General features: G+C 66.8%; 16 protein-coding genes. 4 read left to right on the top strand and 12 right to left on the bottom strand.

Annotated features, from left to right (window positions below; translation table 11 throughout):
- Nucleotides 1-65: 65 nt before the first annotated feature.
- Genes ACVT6V_RS09015 through ACVT6V_RS09025 form a run of 3 tightly spaced genes read left to right on the top strand, consistent with a single transcriptional unit; the run spans nucleotide 66 to nucleotide 3,182 of the window.
- Nucleotides 66-1,259, top strand: coding sequence for a hypothetical protein (locus ACVT6V_RS09015; protein WP_489900760.1), 1,194 nt, complete (start codon nucleotides 66-68; stop codon nucleotides 1,257-1,259).
- Nucleotides 1,256-2,044, top strand: a complete 789-nt coding sequence (locus ACVT6V_RS09020; RefSeq protein ID WP_489899466.1) for an SDR family oxidoreductase — start codon at nucleotides 1,256-1,258, stop codon at nucleotides 2,042-2,044. The genes ACVT6V_RS09015 and ACVT6V_RS09020 overlap by 4 nt, the downstream gene beginning before the upstream one ends.
- Nucleotides 2,037-3,182 carry a sulfotransferase family protein gene (locus ACVT6V_RS09025; RefSeq protein ID WP_489899467.1) on the top strand — a complete coding sequence of 382 codons (1,146 nt, stop codon included), beginning with the start codon at nucleotides 2,037-2,039 and terminating at the stop codon, nucleotides 3,180-3,182. The genes ACVT6V_RS09020 and ACVT6V_RS09025 overlap by 8 nt, the downstream gene beginning before the upstream one ends.
- On the opposite strand, the gene ACVT6V_RS09030 is transcribed toward ACVT6V_RS09025, so the two are convergent.
- Nucleotides 3,137-4,591, bottom strand: a complete 1,455-nt coding sequence (locus tag ACVT6V_RS09030) for a wax ester/triacylglycerol synthase domain-containing protein (RefSeq protein WP_489899468.1) — start codon at nucleotides 4,589-4,591, stop codon at nucleotides 3,137-3,139. The two genes, ACVT6V_RS09025 and ACVT6V_RS09030, sit on opposite strands and share 46 nt — an antisense overlap.
- Nucleotides 4,592-4,692: 101 nt before the next feature.
- Here ACVT6V_RS09030 and ACVT6V_RS09035 point away from each other — a divergent pair, with 101 nt between their 5' ends.
- Nucleotides 4,693-5,310 carry a TMEM175 family protein gene (locus ACVT6V_RS09035; RefSeq protein ID WP_489899469.1) on the top strand — a complete coding sequence of 206 codons (618 nt, stop codon included), beginning with the start codon at nucleotides 4,693-4,695 and terminating at the stop codon, nucleotides 5,308-5,310.
- A gap of 16 nt (nucleotides 5,311-5,326) precedes the next feature.
- Here ACVT6V_RS09035 and ACVT6V_RS09040 read toward each other — a convergent pair whose 3' ends face one another.
- The 11 genes from ACVT6V_RS09040 to ACVT6V_RS09090 form a co-directional block, all read right to left on the bottom strand.
- Nucleotides 5,327-6,340: a LacI family DNA-binding transcriptional regulator gene (locus ACVT6V_RS09040; RefSeq protein ID WP_489899470.1), complete on the bottom strand. Its 1,014-nt coding sequence runs from the start codon at nucleotides 6,338-6,340 to the stop codon at nucleotides 5,327-5,329.
- A 274-nt stretch (nucleotides 6,341-6,614) separates the two neighbouring features.
- Nucleotides 6,615-7,853, bottom strand: coding sequence for an alpha-hydroxy acid oxidase (locus ACVT6V_RS09045; RefSeq protein ID WP_489900761.1), 1,239 nt, complete (start codon nucleotides 7,851-7,853; stop codon nucleotides 6,615-6,617).
- 2 nt (nucleotides 7,854-7,855) lie between these two features.
- Nucleotides 7,856-9,379, bottom strand: coding sequence for a rhamnulokinase (locus tag ACVT6V_RS09050; protein ID WP_489899471.1), 1,524 nt, complete (start codon nucleotides 9,377-9,379; stop codon nucleotides 7,856-7,858).
- The gene (locus ACVT6V_RS09055; protein WP_489899472.1) at nucleotides 9,376-11,415 is read right to left on the bottom strand and encodes a bifunctional aldolase/short-chain dehydrogenase; all 2,040 of its coding nucleotides are present in this window, start codon (nucleotides 11,413-11,415) and stop codon (nucleotides 9,376-9,378) included. The genes ACVT6V_RS09050 and ACVT6V_RS09055 overlap by 4 nt, the downstream gene beginning before the upstream one ends.
- Before the next feature lie 61 nt (nucleotides 11,416-11,476).
- Nucleotides 11,477-12,637, bottom strand: coding sequence for an L-rhamnose isomerase (gene rhaI / locus ACVT6V_RS09060; protein ID WP_489899473.1), 1,161 nt, complete (start codon nucleotides 12,635-12,637; stop codon nucleotides 11,477-11,479).
- Between the two features lie 105 nt (nucleotides 12,638-12,742).
- Nucleotides 12,743-14,101, bottom strand: coding sequence for an MFS transporter (locus ACVT6V_RS09065; protein ID WP_489899474.1), 1,359 nt, complete (start codon nucleotides 14,099-14,101; stop codon nucleotides 12,743-12,745).
- Between the two features lie 87 nt (nucleotides 14,102-14,188).
- Nucleotides 14,189-14,539, bottom strand: coding sequence for an L-rhamnose mutarotase (locus tag ACVT6V_RS09070; RefSeq protein ID WP_489899475.1), 351 nt, complete (start codon nucleotides 14,537-14,539; stop codon nucleotides 14,189-14,191).
- A 635-nt stretch (nucleotides 14,540-15,174) separates the two neighbouring features.
- Nucleotides 15,175-16,275, bottom strand: coding sequence for an acyl-CoA dehydrogenase family protein (locus ACVT6V_RS09075; RefSeq protein WP_489899476.1), 1,101 nt, complete (start codon nucleotides 16,273-16,275; stop codon nucleotides 15,175-15,177).
- On the bottom strand, nucleotides 16,272-17,237 hold the full coding sequence (locus ACVT6V_RS09080) for an acyl-CoA dehydrogenase family protein (protein WP_489899477.1): 966 nt from the start codon (nucleotides 17,235-17,237) through the stop codon (nucleotides 16,272-16,274). Before ACVT6V_RS09080 ends, ACVT6V_RS09075 begins: the two co-directional genes overlap by 4 nt.
- Nucleotides 17,238-17,241: 4 nt before the next feature.
- A complete protein-coding gene (locus tag ACVT6V_RS09085; protein WP_489899478.1) occupies nucleotides 17,242-18,408 on the bottom strand; it encodes an acyl-CoA dehydrogenase family protein in 1,167 nt (388 codons plus the stop codon).
- A 1-nt stretch (nucleotide 18,409) separates the two neighbouring features.
- Complete coding sequence (locus tag ACVT6V_RS09090) at nucleotides 18,410-19,351, bottom strand: enoyl-CoA hydratase (RefSeq protein ID WP_489899479.1); 942 nt, start codon at nucleotides 19,349-19,351, stop codon at nucleotides 18,410-18,412.
- Between the last annotated feature and the right edge of the window lie 103 nt (nucleotides 19,352-19,454).

Here is a 19,454-nt window from a genome sequence, read left to right on the forward strand (position 1 = left end):
CTCGCTCCGCTCGTCACCCACTCGATCTGCGGTTTGGGGGACGAGTGACCCATCAACCACAGGTCATGCTCGGCAGTGTCGAACGGCCGACGAATGTGACCACGCCACTCACCGACGCGATCGCCGAGGCCGAGAAACTCATCGCGTCAGCGGAGTTCGTGGAGAGTGAACAGGATCTCGCCGAGGGCTACGACTATCTCGCCGGCAGCATCGCGGCGATCGTGCAGTTGGTCCGGTCGCGGCAGAAGAGCCATCCGAACTTCATCACGTCCACCGGTCCGATGACGAAGATGGGTTTGGACAACCCCGACACGCTCTACTATCACGCCGACCTGGAGCCGACCGGCACCTATATCGTGCGCGGACAACGCGGTTCCACGGTCGATCTGAGCTTTCAGGTCCTGGCCGGGGAGTACACGCCGTCCTCGGTTCCCGGCGGTGACGACGCCTTCGACGACCGGCGTATCCCGATCGACGCCGACGGGAACTTCGAGATCACCTTCGGACCGCCGATTGACGAGCACCGGGACGACTACTTCGTGCTCGCCGACGACGCGTCGATGCTGTCGGTCCGGGAGGTCTACAGCGACTGGACCCAGCGCAAGGGGTCGATCTCGATCGAGCGGATCGACACCGCAGGCACCGCACCGGCCGAACCCGATCTCGCTCGGGTGACGCGACGCTACGCCACAGCCGGAAAGATGCTGACATCGCGCATCAACACCTGGTTCAACTTCCCGAAATGGTTCTACCTCGACGAACCGGTCAACACGTTCACGTCTCCGCGACTCACCCCGGGCGGACTGGCCACGCAGTACTCGGCGGTCGGCCACTACCGCCTCGCCGACAACGAGGCGATGGTCATCACGGTGCCGAGATCGGATGCGCCGTATCAGGGTTTCCAGCTCGGCAGCATGTGGTACATCTCGTTGGACTACGTCAACCATCAGACCAGCCTGAATTCCACTCAGGCACAAGTCGATCCCGACGGGATGATCCGAATGGTGGTGTCGCGGAAAAATCCTGGCGTGGCCAACTGGATCGAGACGACCGGTCGGGCGACCGGAATCATGCAGTTCCGCTGGCAACGCACCGACCACCCGATCGCGCCGGAGGATGGTCCCAGTGCGCAGGTGATCGATGTCGACGACGTCGAGGCGCACCTGCCGTACTTCTCCGACAACGTCGTCGACGACACGGCGTGGAACCAACGCATTGCGGCACGCCAACGTGCCTTTGCCGAAAGGATGTTGTTGTGACGGGTTCGGGTCTGCTGTCGGACAAGGTGGTGGTGGTATCCGGAGTGGGGCCCGGCCTCGGTCGGTCGATCTGCTTGCGTGCGGCCGCTGCGGGCGCCGCGGTGGTGCTGGCCGCGCGCACGGAATCACGGCTCAAAGAAGTTGCGGCCGAGATCGATGCCACGGGTGGGACAACACTCGTCGTGCCCACCGACATCACCGACGACGATGCCGTCGACGGACTGGTGGCCGCCACACTCGAGGAGTTCGGCCGCGCGGATGTCCTGGTGAACAATGCGTTCGCATTGCCATCGATGAAACCACTGGCGCGCACCGACTTCGATCACATCTCGAGCAGTCTCGACCTGACCGTCCTTGGTACGCTCCGAGTGATCAAGGCGTTCACCGAGCCCCTGGAGGCCACCAACGGCGCCATCGTCAACATCAACTCGATGGTCATCCGCCACTCCGAACCCCGCTACGGTAGCTACAAACTGGCCAAGTCGGCACTGCTGGCGATGTCACAGACCCTGGCAACAGAGCTGGGCGACAAGGGCATCCGCATCAACACGGTCGCACCCGGATACATCTGGGACGACCAGCTGAAATGGTACTTCGGCGAGATTGCCAATAAGTACGGCATCACCCCCGACCAGGTCTACGAGCAGACCGCGAGCAAGTCGGATCTGAAACGGTTGCCGGAGCCCGACGAGATCGCCGAGGCCGCGGTGTTCCTGGCCTCGCCGATGGCCAGCGCGATCACCGGTCACACCCTGGATGTGAACTGCGGGGAATACCATGACTAGCGTCGCGCCACGCAGGAATGTCGGCACCGTCGACGATCTCCATGAAGCGGCCACGCGCGCAACGGGTCTCGATGACTTCGGCGACTCGGACTACATCGAGGCACTGGAGATCCTGCTCGAGTCCTACACCCGCGACGCCGGCCTCACCGAACTGGGAAGCAAGATGTTCCGGTTCTTCCTCAAGGGTGCGCTGATCGCGCGCCTGTTGTCGGAGGCCTCCTGGAAATCCCACCCGGACTACGTCGATGTGCCGATCACCCGGCCGGTGTTCGTCACCGGGCTGCCCCGGACCGGCACGACGGCGCTGCATCGCCTGCTGACCGCGGATCCGGCCCACCAGGGGCTCGAGATGTGGCTGGCGGAGTTCCCGCAACCCCGACCACCGCGCGAGACCTGGGCGGACAACCCCGTCTATCAGCAGATCAACGCAGGACTCGAACTGCACCACGTCGAGAACCCGGAGTTCATGGGACTGCACTACCTCGAGGCCGGCGAGGTCGAGGAGTGCTGGCAGTTGTTGCGGCAGAACATCATGTCGATCTCGTACGAATCGCTGGCCTACCTGCCGACCTATTCGCAGTGGTTGGCCCAGCAGGACTGGACTCCCACCTATCGGCGCCACCGTCGCAATCTCCAGATGATCGGGCTCAACGATCCGGAGAAGCGCTGGGTACTCAAGAATCCGAGCCACATGTTCGCGCTCGATGCGCTGATGGCCGCCTACCCCGATGCACTGGTCATCCAGACGCATCGTCCGCCCGAGACGATCATCGCGTTGATGTGCAGCCTTGCCGAGCACGCCACCCCGGGCTGGTCCACCACATTCGTCGGTGCGACTATCGGCGAGGCCCAGCTCGAACTCTGGTCGCGTGGCCTCCGCGAGTTCGAGGCAGCGCGCAAGATCTACGATCCGGCACAGTTCCTCGATGTCGACTTCACCGATCTGCGCAAAGACCCATTCGGGACGGTGGAACGAGTGTATGCGGCACTCGGGGCGCAACTGTCCGAGGAAGCGCGGGCCGCCATGGTCGCGCTCGACGACGAGAGCCGGTCAGGTGATCGGAAGCCGCAGCATCGCTACAGTCTCGCCGACTACGGGTTGACCGAAGGCGCTGTCGCCGAGGTGTTCGGCGGCTGAGCGTCGGCGGTGCGCGCGTGCTGAGTTCCCAGCGCGACCACCTCGTCGGTCGCCGCACGGAGACATTCGGTCAGCAGCGCGGGGTCGCTCACCGCGGCACGATCGCAGTTGATGCCCATGTGGACGCGCCCATGACAGGACATCAGCGCGATGTTGACCGCTGCACCGGCTTTGGGAGCGAACGGGATGAGCGCGGTCACCCTCGCGCCGGCCATGAAAACGTCGAAGTCCGGGCCGGGAATGTTGGTCGCGGCGACGTCGACGCCTTTCATCAGTGACCCGGCGGCCAGCGTGGTCACCGGCCTCGGGAGAATCGTGAGGAGCCGATAGATGATGCCGGACAGGTGAAGCGCCGGGTCGCGCTCTGCCCGGCGCAGCACCGGCCGGAGGCGACGGACCCGCGTACTGGTGTCGACGGTGTCCACCGGCACGATGAATCGGGCCGGCACCCAACGGTTGCCGCCCGGTGCATCGTCAGCGGCTCGGGTGCTGACCGGCATGTTCACGCGGATCGCGTCCAGGTGAGCGCCGAGCTTTCGGTGATAGTCGGCCAGCGCTCCGGCGACCGCCGTCATGAACAATTCGTTGAGCGTGGCGTCGACCGCGTGGGCGGCGGTGATCAGATCCTCGAGGCCGACATCGAGAACAGAGAAGGTCACTGACAGCGATCGTCGGGTCATCAGGGGCGACAACGGAGCGCCCTGCGGTGCGAGCATCCGCATCGCCGACCCCGTGAAACCGGCCGCTGCCACGGTGGAGCCGATTGGATTGCGCAGCAAGCTCTTCGAGCCTGCCACGGCAAGCTCTGACGCGGTGGACAGCTCACTGACGACTTGCCTCGTCTCGAAATTGATTCCGTGTTCGATGCGCTTGAGGACACTGGCCTTCGACGGGACCGGGGCGTCCGGCATCGGTCCGAGATCGGCAGGGGTGCGGTTGACATCGAACAGGATTGCGGCCATCTCCATGCCGCCCATACCGTCGGTGAGTGCGTGGTGGATCTTGAGGATGAAGGCTGCCCGGTCGTCGGCGACCTCGGTCAGGATCGACACCTCCCACAGCGGGCGCGCGTGGTCGAAGTCCTGCTCGCTCATCCGCTCGGCATACCTGAGGACATCGGCGAGCGGGCCGTGCCGCGGGCCGAGCCGACGCCAGCGGATGTGATAGTCGAAGTCGAAATCGGGATCCGTCTCCCAGCGCGGCGGCGCCACCGACAACGGATTCCCCACCGGTCGTTGCCGTAGCGTCGGATACAGGCGGGTCATCCGTTCGGCGCGGTCGAGGACGACTTCCTCATCCGGCGCCCGGTCGAGCAGGACGACGAGAACGATCACCGAACGCAGGAGCGGATCGGACTCGACGCCGAAAAGCACCGCGTCGAAGGACCCCATCCGATCCGGTTCCGCCATCACTCGATTGTGCTCCCGTCGAGAACTCCGCATGCAGAGAATCGGCGACCGAGTGATCTCGAGAGCCGACCTGACGGCACGGGCCGTCGTAGTCTCACTGCATGGCCGAACACGAATCGCGGCGGACCGAGGAGGGGTTCCGGCGACTGATCGCGTTCTCCGATGCGGTGGTCGCGATCGCCCTGACGCTGCTGGTGTTGCCACTAGCCGATATTCCGGGTGAGATCGCGGACGACACGACGGTCGGAGCGGTCCTCGGAGATCACCTGCCCGACATCATCAGTTTCGCGGTGAGTTTCATCGTGATCTGGGTTCTGTGGCGAAATCACCACCGCATGATGGAGAACTTCCGGGCCTACGATCGCGTGCTGTTCCAACTGCATTTCGTCTGGCTGTTGACCATCGTCGTCCTGCCCTTCGTGACGGCGATGATGGACAACCGGCACATCGAGCGCGCCAACGCCGTCTACATGGGCACGCTTGCCGTGTCGATCCTTTCGCTGATCGTCATGACGGACTGGGGCGCGCGTCACCGGGAGTTGTTGGAGCCGGGTGAGCAGACCGAGGAGTGGCTGAAACAACGGTCCGGGTGGGGCACGCTCGTGCTCCTCGTCGTGGCCCTGGCGATCGCGATCGTGGTGCCCGCGGTCGATGTGTGGCCACTGCTGCTGTTGTTCTTGTCGGGTCCGTTGGAGCGGCTGTTGACGCGGCTCCGGTGATCTCGTCAGGCCGGCATCAGCCGAGCGTCGACGCCCGGGCGACGAGCTCTGGTTGGTACACGAGATTGGTGGGCCGGCGCGACTGCCACGACTCGCTTGCGGCGGTCATCAGGAGATCGATGGCAGTGGCGCCGATCCGGGCGGTCGGCTGGCGCACCGACGACAGCGGTACCACTGCCGAACGGGCGAAGTCGATGTCGTCATAGCCGATCAACGCGATGTCCTCGGGCACCCGCACACCGCCACCCATCATCGTGAAGGCCTGCAGCAGGCCGATGGCGAGAAGGTCGTTGGCACAGAACACGGCGTCGGGCCAGTCATCTCGATGCCTGCGCTGCAACGCCTCTCCCGCCTCGCGCCCGGCAAGGACGCTCAGCGCCGGCGTCTCCACGACCTCCAGCGAGGCGCCGTCGACCTGGGCCACCGCCTGCTGCGCGCCGCGGCGACGGTCGGCGACCTGACGCAGCGCCGACGGACCGCCGACGAACGCGATCTTGCGGCGTCCGGTCGTGCAGAGGTGCGACACCGCGAGACGTCCGCCGGCGATGTCGTCGACGGCCACCGAGTCGAAGGGAGAGCCCGTCGCGTCGCGATCCACCAGGATCACCGGTGTCCCTCGGCGGCGCAGCGTGTCGAGGCGTCCGAGGTCGTCGCCGATCGGGGACACCAACAGACCGAACACTCGTTGCTCGTCGAAGGCGTCGATATACGCCAGTTCGCGGTGCTCGTCGTCGTCGGAGGTGCCGAGCAGGACGGTCAGGTCGTGCTCGCCGGCCTCGCGCTCGGCCGCCCGTGCGATGTCGGTGAAGAACGGGTTACCCACGTCGAGCACCACGAGGCCGACACAGCGCGACCGTCCGGCCCGCAGCTGGCGCGCCGCGTCATTGCGGACGAAACCCAACGTCTCGATGGCTGCCTGAACACGCGCCACGGTCGCCGGTGCCACCTTGTCGGGCGAATTGAGCACGTTCGACACCGTGCCGACCGACACCGAAGCGGCGGCCGCGACGTCCCGCATGCTCACACCCATGGGTTCATCTCACCAGATCGCGGAGTCGAGTGGGCACGCCCGACACGCCAGGGGCGTGTCGAGACCTGGTGTGGTGGTCTCGATACGCTCCTCACTCTGTTCGTTGCTACTCGACCGGCGGTTGGGGTCGTCGCTACTCGACCGGCGGTTGGGTTCCGACTACTCGACCGGCGGTTGGGTTCCGACTACTCGAGCAGCGGGTGGGTTCGTCGCTACTCGACCAGCGGGCGGGGTCGGTTTCCGTTACTCGACCAGCGGTTGGGTTCGGTTCCCACTACTCGACCAGCGGGCGGGGCGTCAAGCGTTGTAGCTGTGTCACATGTGCCGGCGTGAGTTCGTCCAGTGAGGACACTCCAAGCAGGCGCATGGTGCGTTCGATCTGTTCGGTGAGGATCTCGATCATGCGGTCGACGCCTGCCTCGCCACCGGCCATCAGCCCGTAGAGGTAGGCGCGGCCGACCAGGGTGAACCGTGCGCCGAGGGCGATGGAGGCCACGATGTCGGCGCCCGAGGAGATCCCGGTGTCGAGGATGATCTCGGTGCGATCGCCCACCTCCGCGGCAACGGTGGGGAGTAGGTGGAACGGGATCGGCGCGCGGTCGAGTTGGCGCCCACCGTGGTTGGACAACACGATGCCGTCGGCGCCTAGATCGGTGACGGCCCTGGCGTCCTCGACCGTCTGGATGCCCTTGACCACCAGCTTGCCCGGCCACTGGGATTTGATCCAGGCGAGGTCGTCGAAGGTGACGGTCGGGTCGAACATGGTGTCCAGCAGCTCGGCAACCGTGCCCGACCAACGATCCAGTGAGGCGAACGCCAGTGGTTCGGTGGTGAGGAAGTCGATCCACCACCGTGGGCGGGGCAGGGCGTTGAGGACGGTCTTTGCGGTCAGCGCGGGTAGGATGGACATGCCGTTGCGCTTGTCGCGCAGACGCGCTCCGGCCACCGGCACGTCGACGGTGACGAGCAGGGTGTCGTAGCCGGCGGTGGCGGCCCGCTCGACCAGCGCCATCGACCGTTCGCGGTCCTTCCACATATACAGCTGGAACCAGTTGCGTCCGTGCGGGTTCGCGGCCTTGACGTCTTCGATGGACGCGGTGCCCATCGTGGACAACGAGAACGGGATACCGGCCCGACCGGCGGCGCGGGCACCGGCGTACTCGCCCTCGGTCTGCATCATCCGGGTGAACCCGGTCGGTGCGATGCCGAACGGTAGCTCGGACCGGTCGCCGAGGATGGTGCACGAGGTGTCGACCTTGGACACATCACGCAGAATAGCCGGGTGGAACTCGATGTCGGAGAACGCCTGCCGGGCCCGTGCGATGGACAGCTCGGCTTCGGCGGAGCCGTCGGTGTAGTCGAACGCGGCCTTCGGGGTGCGGCGTTTGGCGATGGAGCGCAGATCGTCGACGGTCAACGCCGCGTCGAGGCGACGCTTCTTCGCATCGAACTGCGGCTTCTTGAACTGCATCAGTGGCGCGAGATCGCGCACCTGAGGAACTCGACGTTGCATCGTCATGCCTTTCCTGCCCCGACCGGCCGGGCGGCGGTCGACGGGCGACGTTGTGCGAGAGAGCCATCGGAGGTCCGACGGGTCCGGGGTACGTAGTGCTGCGGTGGGAACCGGTGAGCGACGATGTCGCGCATCGCATCGAGGTCGCCGTCGATGAGACCGTGCGCTCGGGCGGTGATGAGGACGTTGCCCAACGCGGTCGCCTCGACCGGTCCGGCCAGTACCGGCAAGCCGAGACGGTCGGCGGTGAGCTGGCACAGCAACCGGTTCTGGGAACCGCCGCCGACGATGTGCAGGGTGTCGACCTTGGTGCCGGACAGTTCGGCGGCCTGGGTGACCCCGTGGGCGAATGCCGACGCGAGACTTTCGACGATCGCGCGAACCATCTCGGGCCGGGTCAAGGGGGGCTGCATGCCGCGCTCGGTGTACCACTCGCGGATGCGGCCGGGCATGTCGCCGGGGGCCAGGAACCGCGGGTCGTCGGTGTCGAAGACATCGAAGCCCGGCGTGACGTCGGCGGCCTGGGCCAAGAGCTCACCGAGGTCCGCGCGAAACCCTTCGCGCTGATACTGGCGGACGGTCTCGCTGAGAAGCCATAGGCCCATCACGTTGTGCAGGTAGCGAATCCGACCGTCGGCGCCCACCTCGTTGGTGAAGTTGGCCTTCCATCCGGCCCGCGACACCACTGGTGAGGTGAGCTCGACACCGACGAGGCCCCAGGTGCCGCAGGAGATGTAGGCCGACGACGACGGGTTCATCGGGATCGCCGCGACGGCCGACGCGGTGTCGTGCGAGGCGACCGCGGTGACGTGCGGCGAGCCGGCCAGCCCGAGTCGGTCGGCGACCTCGGGCAACAGCGGCCCCTGGTCGGTGCCCGTCTCGACGATGTCCGGGAACAGTCCGGCCGGAAGGCCGAGCCGTTCGATCATCGCGGTGTCCCACTCGCCGTTGATGCCGAGCAGCCCGGTGGTCGATGCGTTGGTGCGTTCGGTGCCGCGGCGACCGGTCAGCCAGTAGGTGATCAGGTCCGGGATGAGCAGTGCGCTGTCGGCCTGGTCGAGCAGCCCGTCCCGCGCCTCGGCGGCGAGCTGATAGATGGTGGTGAATGGCAGGAACTGCAGTCCGTTGCGCAGATACAGATCGACCGGTCCCAGCTCGGCGTGCACGGCGTCGACACCGTCGGCGGTCCGGGTGTCGCGGTAGTGATGCGGCAGACCGAGCATCCGGCCTTCGCGCAGCAGCGCATAGTCGACGGCCCACGAGTCGACCCCGATGCCGACGAGATTGTCGGCTTGCCGGCCGGCCTCGGCCAGCCCGGTGCACGCCTCGCGGAACAGGGCGGGGATGTCCCAGTGCATCGCGGTCCGCCGCCCGTTCCACAGGTGGACCGGGTCGTTCGCAAAACGTGCGACCTGTTCGAGTTCGAGACGCTCGGGCCCGATGTCGGCGAGCATCACGCGGCCGCTGGTCGCGCCCAGGTCGATCGCGGCGACCTGGGCGGAGCGGTTGGCGATCCGGCGACTCATCGCAGGAATGCTGCTGCCACACCGGCATCGACCGGCACGTGCAGCCCCGTGGTGTGCGAGAAGTCCGAGGTGCACAGCGCGAAGGCGGCATTGGCGATGTTCTCGGGCAGCACCTCACGCTTGAGCAGGGTGCGCTGCGCGTAGAACTTGCCGAGATCCTGCTCCTCGACGCCGTAGACCGCAGCGCGCTGGGCGCCCCAACCGCCGGCGAAGATGCCCGAACCGCGCACCACCCCATCGGGATTGATGCCGTTGACCTTGACGCCATGCTCACCGAGTTCGGCGGCCAGTAGCCGCACCTGGTGCGCCTGATCGGCCTTGGTCGCCGAGTAGGCGATGTTGTTCGGGCCGGCGAACACCGAGTTCTTCGACGAGATGTAGAGGATGTCGCCGCCCAACTTCTGGTCGATGAGCGCACGCGCGGCCGCCTTGGACACCAGGAACGAGCCACGCGCCATCACGTTGTGCTGCAGATCCCAGTCGGCGGCGGTGGTGTCCAGCAACGACTTCGACAGCGACAGGCCGGCGTTGTTGACGACGAGGTCGATGCCGCCGAAGGCCAGCACGGTGGCGTCGATCGCGGCCTGCACGGCAGCCTCGTCGGTGACGTCGGCGGCGATCCCGATCGCGACGTCGGTCGAGCCGATCTCCTCCGCCGCGGCCTGGGCCTTCTGTGCGTCGAGGTCGGCGATCACCACGCAGGCGCCTTCCGCGGCCAGTCGCTGTGCGATGGCCTTGCCGATGCCCGATGCCGCGCCGGTCACCAGCGCGATGCGCGTCGCCAGCGGCTTGGGCTTGGGCATCCGCGCGAGCTTGGCCTCCTCGAGGGCCCAGTACTCGATGCGGAACTTCTCCGACTCGTCGATGGGGGCGTAGGTCGAGACCGCCTCGGCGCCGCGCATCACGTTGATGGCGTTGAGGTAGAACTCGCCGGCGACGCGGGCGGTCTGCTTGTCCTTGCCGAAGCTGAACATGCCGACGCCGGGGACGAGCACGATCGCGGGGTCGGCGCCGCGCATCGCCGGGCTGTCGGCGGTGGCATGGCGCTCGTAGTAGCCGCGGTAGTCGGCGCGGTAGGCCTCGTGCAGTTCGGCGAGACGCTCCTTGCACTCGTCGATCCCGGCGGAGGCCGGCAGATCGAGGACGAGCGGCTTGACCTTGGTGCGCAGGAAGTGATCCGGGCAGCTCGTGCCGAGCTCGGCGAGGCGCGGATGCTCCTCGGACTCCAGGAACTCGAGTGCCGGGTCGACGTCGGTGAAGTGACCCACCTGCGGTCGATCCATCGACGCGAGGCCTCGGATGAACGGCGCCAGCGCGGCCGCCTTGGCGCGACGTTCCTCGGCGGGCAGCGCACCGAATCCGTCGAGCGGGTTGCCGAACGGTTGTGGTTTTCCGTTCGCGGCGATGAACTTCTCGGCGGTGTCGATCATCTCCAGCGAGTTCGCCTGTGCCTGCTCCGAGGTGTCGCCCCAGGCGGTGATGCCGTGGCCGCCGAGGATGCAGCCGATCGCCTGGGGGTTGACCTTCTTGATCGCCGAGATGTCCAGGCCGAGCTGGAAGCCGGGACGCCGCCACGGCACCCACACCACGCGGTCGCCGAAGATCTTCTGCGTCAACGCCTCACCGTCGGCCGACGTCGCGATCGCGATGCCGGAGTCGGGATGCAGGTGGTCGACGTGGGCGGCATCGACCAGGCCGTGCATCGCGGTGTCGATCGAGGGTGCGGCACCGCCCTTGCCGTGCAGGCAGTAATCGAACGCGGCGACCATCTCGTCCTCACGCTCGAGGCCGGGATAGACGTCGACGAGCGCGCGCATGCGATCCAGACGCAGGACGGCCAGCCCCTTCTCGGTGAGCGTGCCCAGGTCTCCGCCGGAGCCCTTGACCCACAGCAGGTCGACGTCCTCGCCGGTCACCGGGTCTACCTCGGTGCCCTTGGCCGAGGTGTTGCCGCCGGCATAGTTGGTGTTCTTCGGATCGGAGCCGAGCTTGTTGGAGCGCGCGATGAGGGCGGCCACGGTCGGGTTGGTGGTCATGAGAGTGATCTCCTCGGTATCGAGAGCGGGGGGTTGTGGCGTGATCGGTCTGGGTGAAAGGTCAGGCACCCCAGGAGGACTGGGTGCCCCCCACCCGCTCGGCGGCGATGCGCCCGGGATAAGCGGATGCGGCGTAGGCCGCCATCGGGTCGGCCGGCAGTCCGCGCGCCGCGCGGCGCTCGGCGAGCATCGGCCGGACGTCGGTGTAGAAGGCGTCCATGAAGATGGCGTTGGCGCCCAGCACATCACCGGCCTCCTGGGCGGCGGTCAGCGCGTCGGTGTCGACCAGCAGTGCACGGGCGGTCATCTCCTGGACGTTGAGCACCGAACGGATCTGGCCGGGGATCTTCTCCTCGACGTTGTGGCACTGATCGAGCATCAGTGCCACCGGGGAGCCGTTGTCCAGGCCGCCACCCCGGATGACCTCGAAAAGGATGCGGAACAACTGGAACGGGTCTGCTGCGCCGACGATCAGGTCGTCGTCGGCGTAGAACCGCGAGTTGAAGTCGAACGAGCCGAGCTTCTGCAGGCGCAGCAGCTGCGCGACGATGAACTCGATGTTGGTGCCGGGCGCATGATGTCCGGTGTCCAGGCACACCATCGCCCGCTCACCCAATGCGGTGACCTGCGCGTACGAGGTGCCCCAGTCCGGGACGTCGGTCATGTAGGTCGCGGGTTCGAAGAACTTGTATTCCAGCACGAGTCGCTGATCGTCGCCGATGTGCTGGTAGATGGTCGACAGGGATTCGGCGAGGCGGTCCTGCCGTCCGCGGATGTCGCCCTGACCCGGGTAGTTGGTGCCGTCGGCCAGCCAGATCTTGAGGTCTTGTGATCCGGTCTGGTTCATCACCTCGATGCAGGCGATGTGGTGATCGATGGCCTTCTGCCGCACCGTTTTGTCGGTGTGGGTGAGGCTGCCGAACTTGTAATCGTCGTCCTGGAAGGTGTTGGAGTTGATGGTCCCGAGTCCGACGCCGAGATCGGCGGCATAGGACCTCAGGGCGGCATAGTCGTCGACGGTGTCCCACGGGATGTGCAGGGCGACGGTCGGGGCGAGCCCGGTGAGCTCGTTGACCTTGGCGGCGTCGGCGATCTTCTCGTGGATGTCGCGAGGAGTGCCCGGGGTGCCGAACACCTTGAAGCGGGTCCCGGAGTTGCCGAAGGCCCAGGAGGGGAGCTCGATCGCGAGGTTGTCGAGGATCGTCTCGTCAATGCTGGTCATGATGGTTCTCTCGATGTCTTGGGATCTCCGCCGCCGGCGTCGGATGCGATGGCCGGCGGCGGAGAAGAATGGGTGAAACGTTTCAAGCAGGCGGGCCGAGAAGGCTCAGGCGAGCGTGCGGGCTGTCGGCTCGGAGATGGTGACGTCGCCGGTTGCGGGCGCGTCGTCGGTGAGTTCCGGCGAGAGCGGAGCACCGTACCGTTCGACCTCGATCTGCTGCAGAGTCTTGCCCTGCGTCTTCGGAGCCCAGATGGCGCCGATGACCAGTGCGATGGTGAGTAGGCCGACCAGCAGGGTGCCGACGGTTGTGAGTCCGGTGGCGGCCAGCATCGTCGGGAAGAAGTAGCTGAGCAGGCCGGTGGCGGCGCGGACGACGAAGAACATGACGCCCTGGGCGCTGGCCCGGTACGGCGTGGCGAACATCTCGCTCGCCCAGAGGCTGTAGAAGGCCTGAGCGCCGATGCCGGACGAGATGCCCCACAGGATGGCGAAGATCAGCATGGTGGCGATGCCGCTGTCGGTGAAGGTGACCAGGACGATCCAGGCCACGATGCCCAGGGCGGCGCCGAAGATGTAGAGGGCGCGCTGGGAGACGCGGTCGGCGTAACGCATGAAGCCGAAGTAGGTCGCAAGGACGGTGCATCCCCAGACCAGCACCTGCAGCAGGTTCTGCTGGACGGCGCTGTGCAGGCCGGCCGTCTCGTACACACGCGGCATGAAGATGCCCGCCTGGCCGGCGACGGTGTTCCAGAACAGGTAAATGCCGCCGAGGAACAGCAGTGCGGTGATGTTGATCTTGCGGGAGAACAACCCCTTCACGCCGCGGGCGCCGACCGACGAGGCCATCTCGCGGGTCTCGTTGACCGACTCGTCCTTCCAGATCTTGGACTCCTGCAGGCCCTGGCGAATCCACCAGACGACGGCGGCGACCACGAACAGATGCAGGAAGATGAGGCGCGACCCGAGCAGACCCAGCGGGGCGAGTGCGGCGGCGAGCGCGAAACCGATCAGTGGCCCGACGGACCAGGCCAACTGTGCCGTGCCGACGTGCTTGGCGCGTTCGACCGATGGCGCCTGCTCGGCGATGTAGGTCCACGACGCGGGTACGCCGGCGCCGACCGCAAGGCCGGTGATCACGAAAGCTGCGAGCAGCATGCCGAAGTTCAAGGCAAAGGCTGCGATGAGAACGCCGACCATGTAGACCAGCAGGTCGTAGGTGTAAATCGCCTTGCGGCCGAACCGGTCGCACAGGGGACCGCCGATGGCGGCACCGATCGCAGCGCCGAAGGCGTTGGCGGACAGCGCCGCGAGCAGACCCACGGCGAAGTTGCTGATGCCGAACTGGTCCTGCCAGAACGTCAGGCTGGTCGCGATGGCGATGATCGAGCCGGCCTCGATGTAGTTCGACATGGCGACCGAGATGGTCGCCCGCCAGCCGGTGGTGGAGCGTGCTCCAACTTTCATGGTGTGTTCCTTGCCTTGATCTCAGTAGAGAGGGTGCGGTCGGTGAAGGTCAAGCGAGGGGTCGGGGTGATGTCGCCTCCGATCGGGTCAGTCGAGGTGGAAGTACTCGATGAGTTCAGTGCGGATGGTGTCGGGATTCGCGCCGGCGGTGTCGGCCGCAGCGCTCGGCGGCAGGAAGTACTCGGCCATGTGGGCCTGCCACCGCGTGTTGATGTCGGTGGCCTGCATGGCTTTGGTGGTCTGCTCGAAGTCGTCGGTCTCGACGTAGCCGACCACCAGGCCGTCCTCGGGGCGCAGGAACAGCGAGTAGTTGTGCCACCCGGTCTCGCGCAGCGCGTCGAGCATCTCGGGCCAGACGGTGGTGTGGGCCTCGAGGTAGTCGTCGACGCGGTCGGGGCGCAGCTGTAGCAGGAAGCATGCGCGTTGGCGGTCGGTCATTGCTGCTCCTCGGTCGGGCATTGCCACTCTTTGTTCCATGTATTGAAACGTTTCAATTTGTGATTGCGGCAACAATGCCACAGCCGTGTGATGGCGTCAAGCCTTCGCGGTTCGGTCGGGGTCGGCCGATACCTGGTGGGTCGTGGTGGCGGCCCTTCGTGACGCTCGCAAGCTCGCTCCTCAGGGACCGGGGGTGACGTTGGCTCGCTCTTCAAGGACCGGGGGTGACGCTCGCTGGCTCGCTCTTCAGGGACCGTTGGTGACGCTGGCTCGCTCCTCGGGGACCGGGGTGACGTTGGCTCGCTCCTCGGGGACCGGGGGTGACGTCGGCTCGCTCTTCAGGGACCGGGGGTGACGCTGGCTCGCTCTTCAGGGACCGGGGGTGACGTCGGCTCGCTCTTTACGGACCGGGGGTGACGTCGGCTCGCTCTTTACGGACCGGGGGTGACGTCGGCTCGCTCTTTACGGACCGGCGGTGACGTTGGCGCGCTCTTTACGGACCGGGGGACGTGCAAGCTCGCTCTTCCGGGACCGGCGGGACGTGCAAGCTCGCTCCTCAGGGACCCGGTCGGGGCGGGCGCGCAGGTTCGGGACCGGTGCGGTTTGCAGGCTCGGTTTTCGGGACCGGCGAGGTGTCAGCCGAGGAGTCGACCACTCAGCTCGGCCACCACCTCGTGCGGCTGACCGAACAGCTGCGCGCTGCCGTGGGCGCGTTTGAAATACAGCGAGATGTCGTGTTCGGCGGTGATGCCGATGCCGCCGTGCAGCTGGATGCCTTCGCCGGTGACCTGGGCGAACGTTTCCGAGCAGTAGATGTGCGCAGCAGCGGCGAGGTCGTCGGCGTCGGGGGCGCCGCTGGTGATCGCGGCGATCGCCGCTCGCGAGATCGAGCGGGCGGTCTCCACGGATGCGTACATATCGGCCATCCGGTGCTTCAGCGCCTGGAACGAACCGATGGTCCGGCCGAACTGCTTGCGTGATCTCGTGTACTCGACGGTCAGCTCGAGGGCCGCCTCCGCGCCACCGACCTGCTCGGCCGACAGCAGCGCCCAGGCGACCGACCGCAACCGTGCGGGCAGGTCCGGGCCGGACCCGATGGACGTGGCGGGCGCCTCATCGAAGGTGACACGCGAGAGCGGGCGGCTGGGATCGACGACGGGCAGGGGTGCGACCGCAACCCCTTCGGCGTCGGAGTCGACCGCATGCAGGGTGATCGCATCGCCATGGCCCGCCAGCACAACCAGTAGATCCGCCGACTCTGCGTCGGTCACGTAGTCGGCCGTGCCGGTCAGCAATCCGGCGTCGGCGGTGACGCCGGGACGATCCCAGCCGGCGGGCGACGCCCAGCACACCGTCGCGATGCGCTCACCGGCTGCGATGGCCGGCAGCAGGCTCCGGCTCGTGTCGTCGTCGTCTGCGATCAGGATGGCCGCGGTCGCCAGAGCCGTGGAGAACACCGGCACCGGACTCAACGTTCGGCCGAGTTCCTCGAGAACGGCGGCGGTTTCGACGAAGGACGCGCCGGCGCCGCCGGCGTCGTCGGGAATCGGCAGTGCCGCGACACCGATCTCTGTGCACAGGGTGTTCCAGAGGGCGCGGTCGAGGCGAGGGGTCGCGCGCATCGCGGAGCGGGCCGCCGAGGAACCGGCGCGACGTCGGACGAGGTCGCGGATGGATTCTGCGAGTGCGTCCCGCTCTTCCGCGGAGATCGGGGCGACGGCTTGCGAAATGGTCACAGCGACTCCAGAACCCGCTGCCGTAACACCGCCGGTGTGCCCCAGGCGGTCAGCAGCGCACGTGTTTTGGTGAGGTACAGCGAGAGGTCGTGCTCGGTGGTGTAGCCGATGGCGCCGAGAACCTGCAACGATCGTCGGGACGCGAGATAGGCGGCGTCGCCGGCGGCGACCTTCGCAGCGGCGATGTCGCGGCGGACGTCGGTGCCTTCCGCTACCAGCCCGTCGATTCCGAGCGCGGCGGCATGTACGAGCGGACGGGCCATCTCGACGGCGATCGCGACGTCGGCCAGGTGGTGTTTGACGGCCTGGAAAGAGCCGATCGCGCGGCCGAACTGCGTGCGCGCCTGTGCGTAGTCCGCGGCCAGCGACAGCATGGCGCCGGCCATGCCCAGGAGCTGGGCGGCACAGGCCAGGATGCCGATGTCGACGGCGTCGTCGATTCCCACGCCGTCGGCGAGGACCTCATCCGGACTCAGCTCAGCAAGCCGGCGAGTGGGATCGACGGTGGCGACCGGATCGCCCACGGTGGCCGTGCTCAAGACGCCGTCACGCACGAGGTAGGCCGTGTCGGCGACGGGCGCGAGGGGAGCGATCGGTGGGATCGCACAGGTCGCCAACGCACCTTCGGCGAGCGCCTCGAGCCGTTCGCCCGCGACGTCGGCCGACCGCAACAGCACCGGCAGCACCGCGATGCTCTCCACCACGGGGCCGGGCAGGGCGTGCCGCCCGATCTGCTCCATCGCGACGACCATCTCGATCGCACCCGCCGAGGAACCTCCTGACGACTCGTCGATCAGCAGCCCGTTGACGCCGGTCTCGGCGAGTGCCGCGAACACCTCGGTGACCGGGCCGCGATCGCCGCCGGCCCACGCTCGGGCGCGAGCCGGGATGTCGGCCTTCGTCAGGAGGGCGTCGACGGTGGAGGCGAGGTCGTCGTGCACATCGGAGAGAAGGAATTCCATGGTGTCACCTGTCCCCACGCGGCAGGCCGAGCAGGCGTTCCGCGATGACGTTGCGTTGGATCTCGTTGGTACCGGCGTAGATCGGTCCGGACAATGAGAAGACGTAGCCGTCCATCCAGGCGTCGTCGAGTTCGGCATCGGTGCACTGCAGATCCAGAGCCGTCTCATGGGCGGCGATGTCCCACTGCGACCAGAAGACCTTGTTGATCGACGACTCCATGCCCAGCTGCCCGCCGGCGGCGAGGCGGCTCACGGTCTGGTACGTGGACAACTCGTAGGCGCGCGCACCGATCCACGCGTCGGCCACTCGCGCATCGGTGTTCGCGGTGGCCCACACGCCGTCACGGTTGCGCTTCCACAGGTCGACCAGTCGATCGGTGGTGGCCAGGAATCGGCCCGGGGAGCGCAGTGAGAGCCCGCGTTCGTTGGCGGCGGTACTCATGGCGACCTTCCAGCCGTTGTCGACCTTCCCGATCACACCTGAGTTGCCAGGGTCGGCAGGGTCATCCGGTACGAAGACGTTTTCGAGAAACAGTTCGGCGAATCCGGCCTCGCCATCGAGTTGCGCGATCGGCCGCACCGTGACACCCGGGCCGCGCAGATCGAACATGAAATAGGTCAGACCCTTGTGCCGGACTGCCTCTTTGTCGGTACGGAACAGTCCGAACGCCCAGTCTGCGAAGCTCGACCGCGAGCTCCAGGTCTTCTGTCCGTTGAGAATCCAGCCGCCGTCGGTGCGGGTGGCGCTCGACCGCAACGAGGCGAGGTCGCTGCCCGCCTCCGGCTCGCTCCACGCTTGACCCCAGATGTCGTCGGCGCGGGCCATCCGCGGCAGGATGCGGGCGAGCTGGTCGGGATGTGCGTGCTCGAACAGGGTAGGGGCGAGCAGGAAGATGCCGTTCTGGCTGACCCTCCCCGGCGCGCCCGATCGGTAGTACTCCTCTTCGAAGATCACCCAGTGCAGCAACGGGACGTCGCGGCCGCCGTACTCCTCCGGCCAGCTCACCACCGACATGCGGTCGGCGGCCATGGTGCGTTCCCAATCGCGGTGCGCCTCGAAGCCGTCGGCGGTGTCCATCGACGGAAGTGGTTGGGCCGGAACATGGTCGGTCAACCAGGCCCGGACCTCAGCGCGGAACGCGGTGGCCGCGTCGTCGAAGAAGAGATCCATGTCAGCTCCCCTGCGCGGCGGTGGCAGTCGGCCCGGCCGCTGCGCTCCCGGCGCCGGAGGCCTTCATCGACTTCGCATCCATGCCGCCGAGTGAGTCGCCGCCGTCCTCGGCGTTGGCCGCGTGGGCGAAGTGATGCCAGCCGAACACCGAATCCATCGAGTTGCGCAACCCCATCTGGTCCTCGCAGATATTGACGGCCTTCTTACTGAGGAACAGACCCTGCATCGGCATGGCGACCATCTTCTCCGCGATCGCATCGACCTTGGCGGACAACTCGTCTCGGGGAACGACATGGTTGACCATGCCCCACTCGGCCGCCTGGGAAGCGGTGAACCGTTCGCCGGTGAACAGGATCTCCTTGGCGCGGCGGGTGCCCAATGCGTAGGCGTGGGCGAAGTATTCGACGCCGGGAATGCCCATGCGGGCCACCGGGTCGGAGAAGAAGGCGTCGTCGGAGGCGACGATGAAGTCGCAGATCCACGCAAGCATCAGGCCACCGGCGATGCAGGCGCCGTGGACCTGGGCGATGAGCGGTTTGGGCATCTCCCGCCAGCGTCGGCACATCCCCATGTAGACCTCGATCTCGCGGGCCAGACGTTGATCTGCCCCGGATTTGTCGGTGTGGTCCCAATGCAGGGTCGCGACGTTGTCGTAGAAGGTGTCGAAGTCGCGTTCCGGGGTGCCGATGTCGTGGCCGGCGGAGAAATGCTTACCGTTCGCGCGCAACACGACGACCTTGACCGCTGCATCGTCGACGGCCTTGCGGAACGCGGCATCCAGCGAATACGTCATCACCGAGTTCTGCGCATTGCGGTAGTCGGGACGATTCAGGGTCACGTAGGCAACGGCGCCCTCGGGTCCACCGACCTCGTAGGCGACCGGAGACGAATCCGGCCCAAGGTCGTCGGGGCCGAGTGCAGGCGGGATGACGGCGTCGCTCATGTCCCCGAGCGTAACCTAGCAAGTGCTTGGTTGGTAGTCGGGTGTCCGCGTGGTGGGGGAATCCGGGGCCTCGCGCCGACCTCCGAGTGCCGGCCCGACGCCG

Source organism: Gordonia sp. LMA167, from assembly GCF_058130025.1.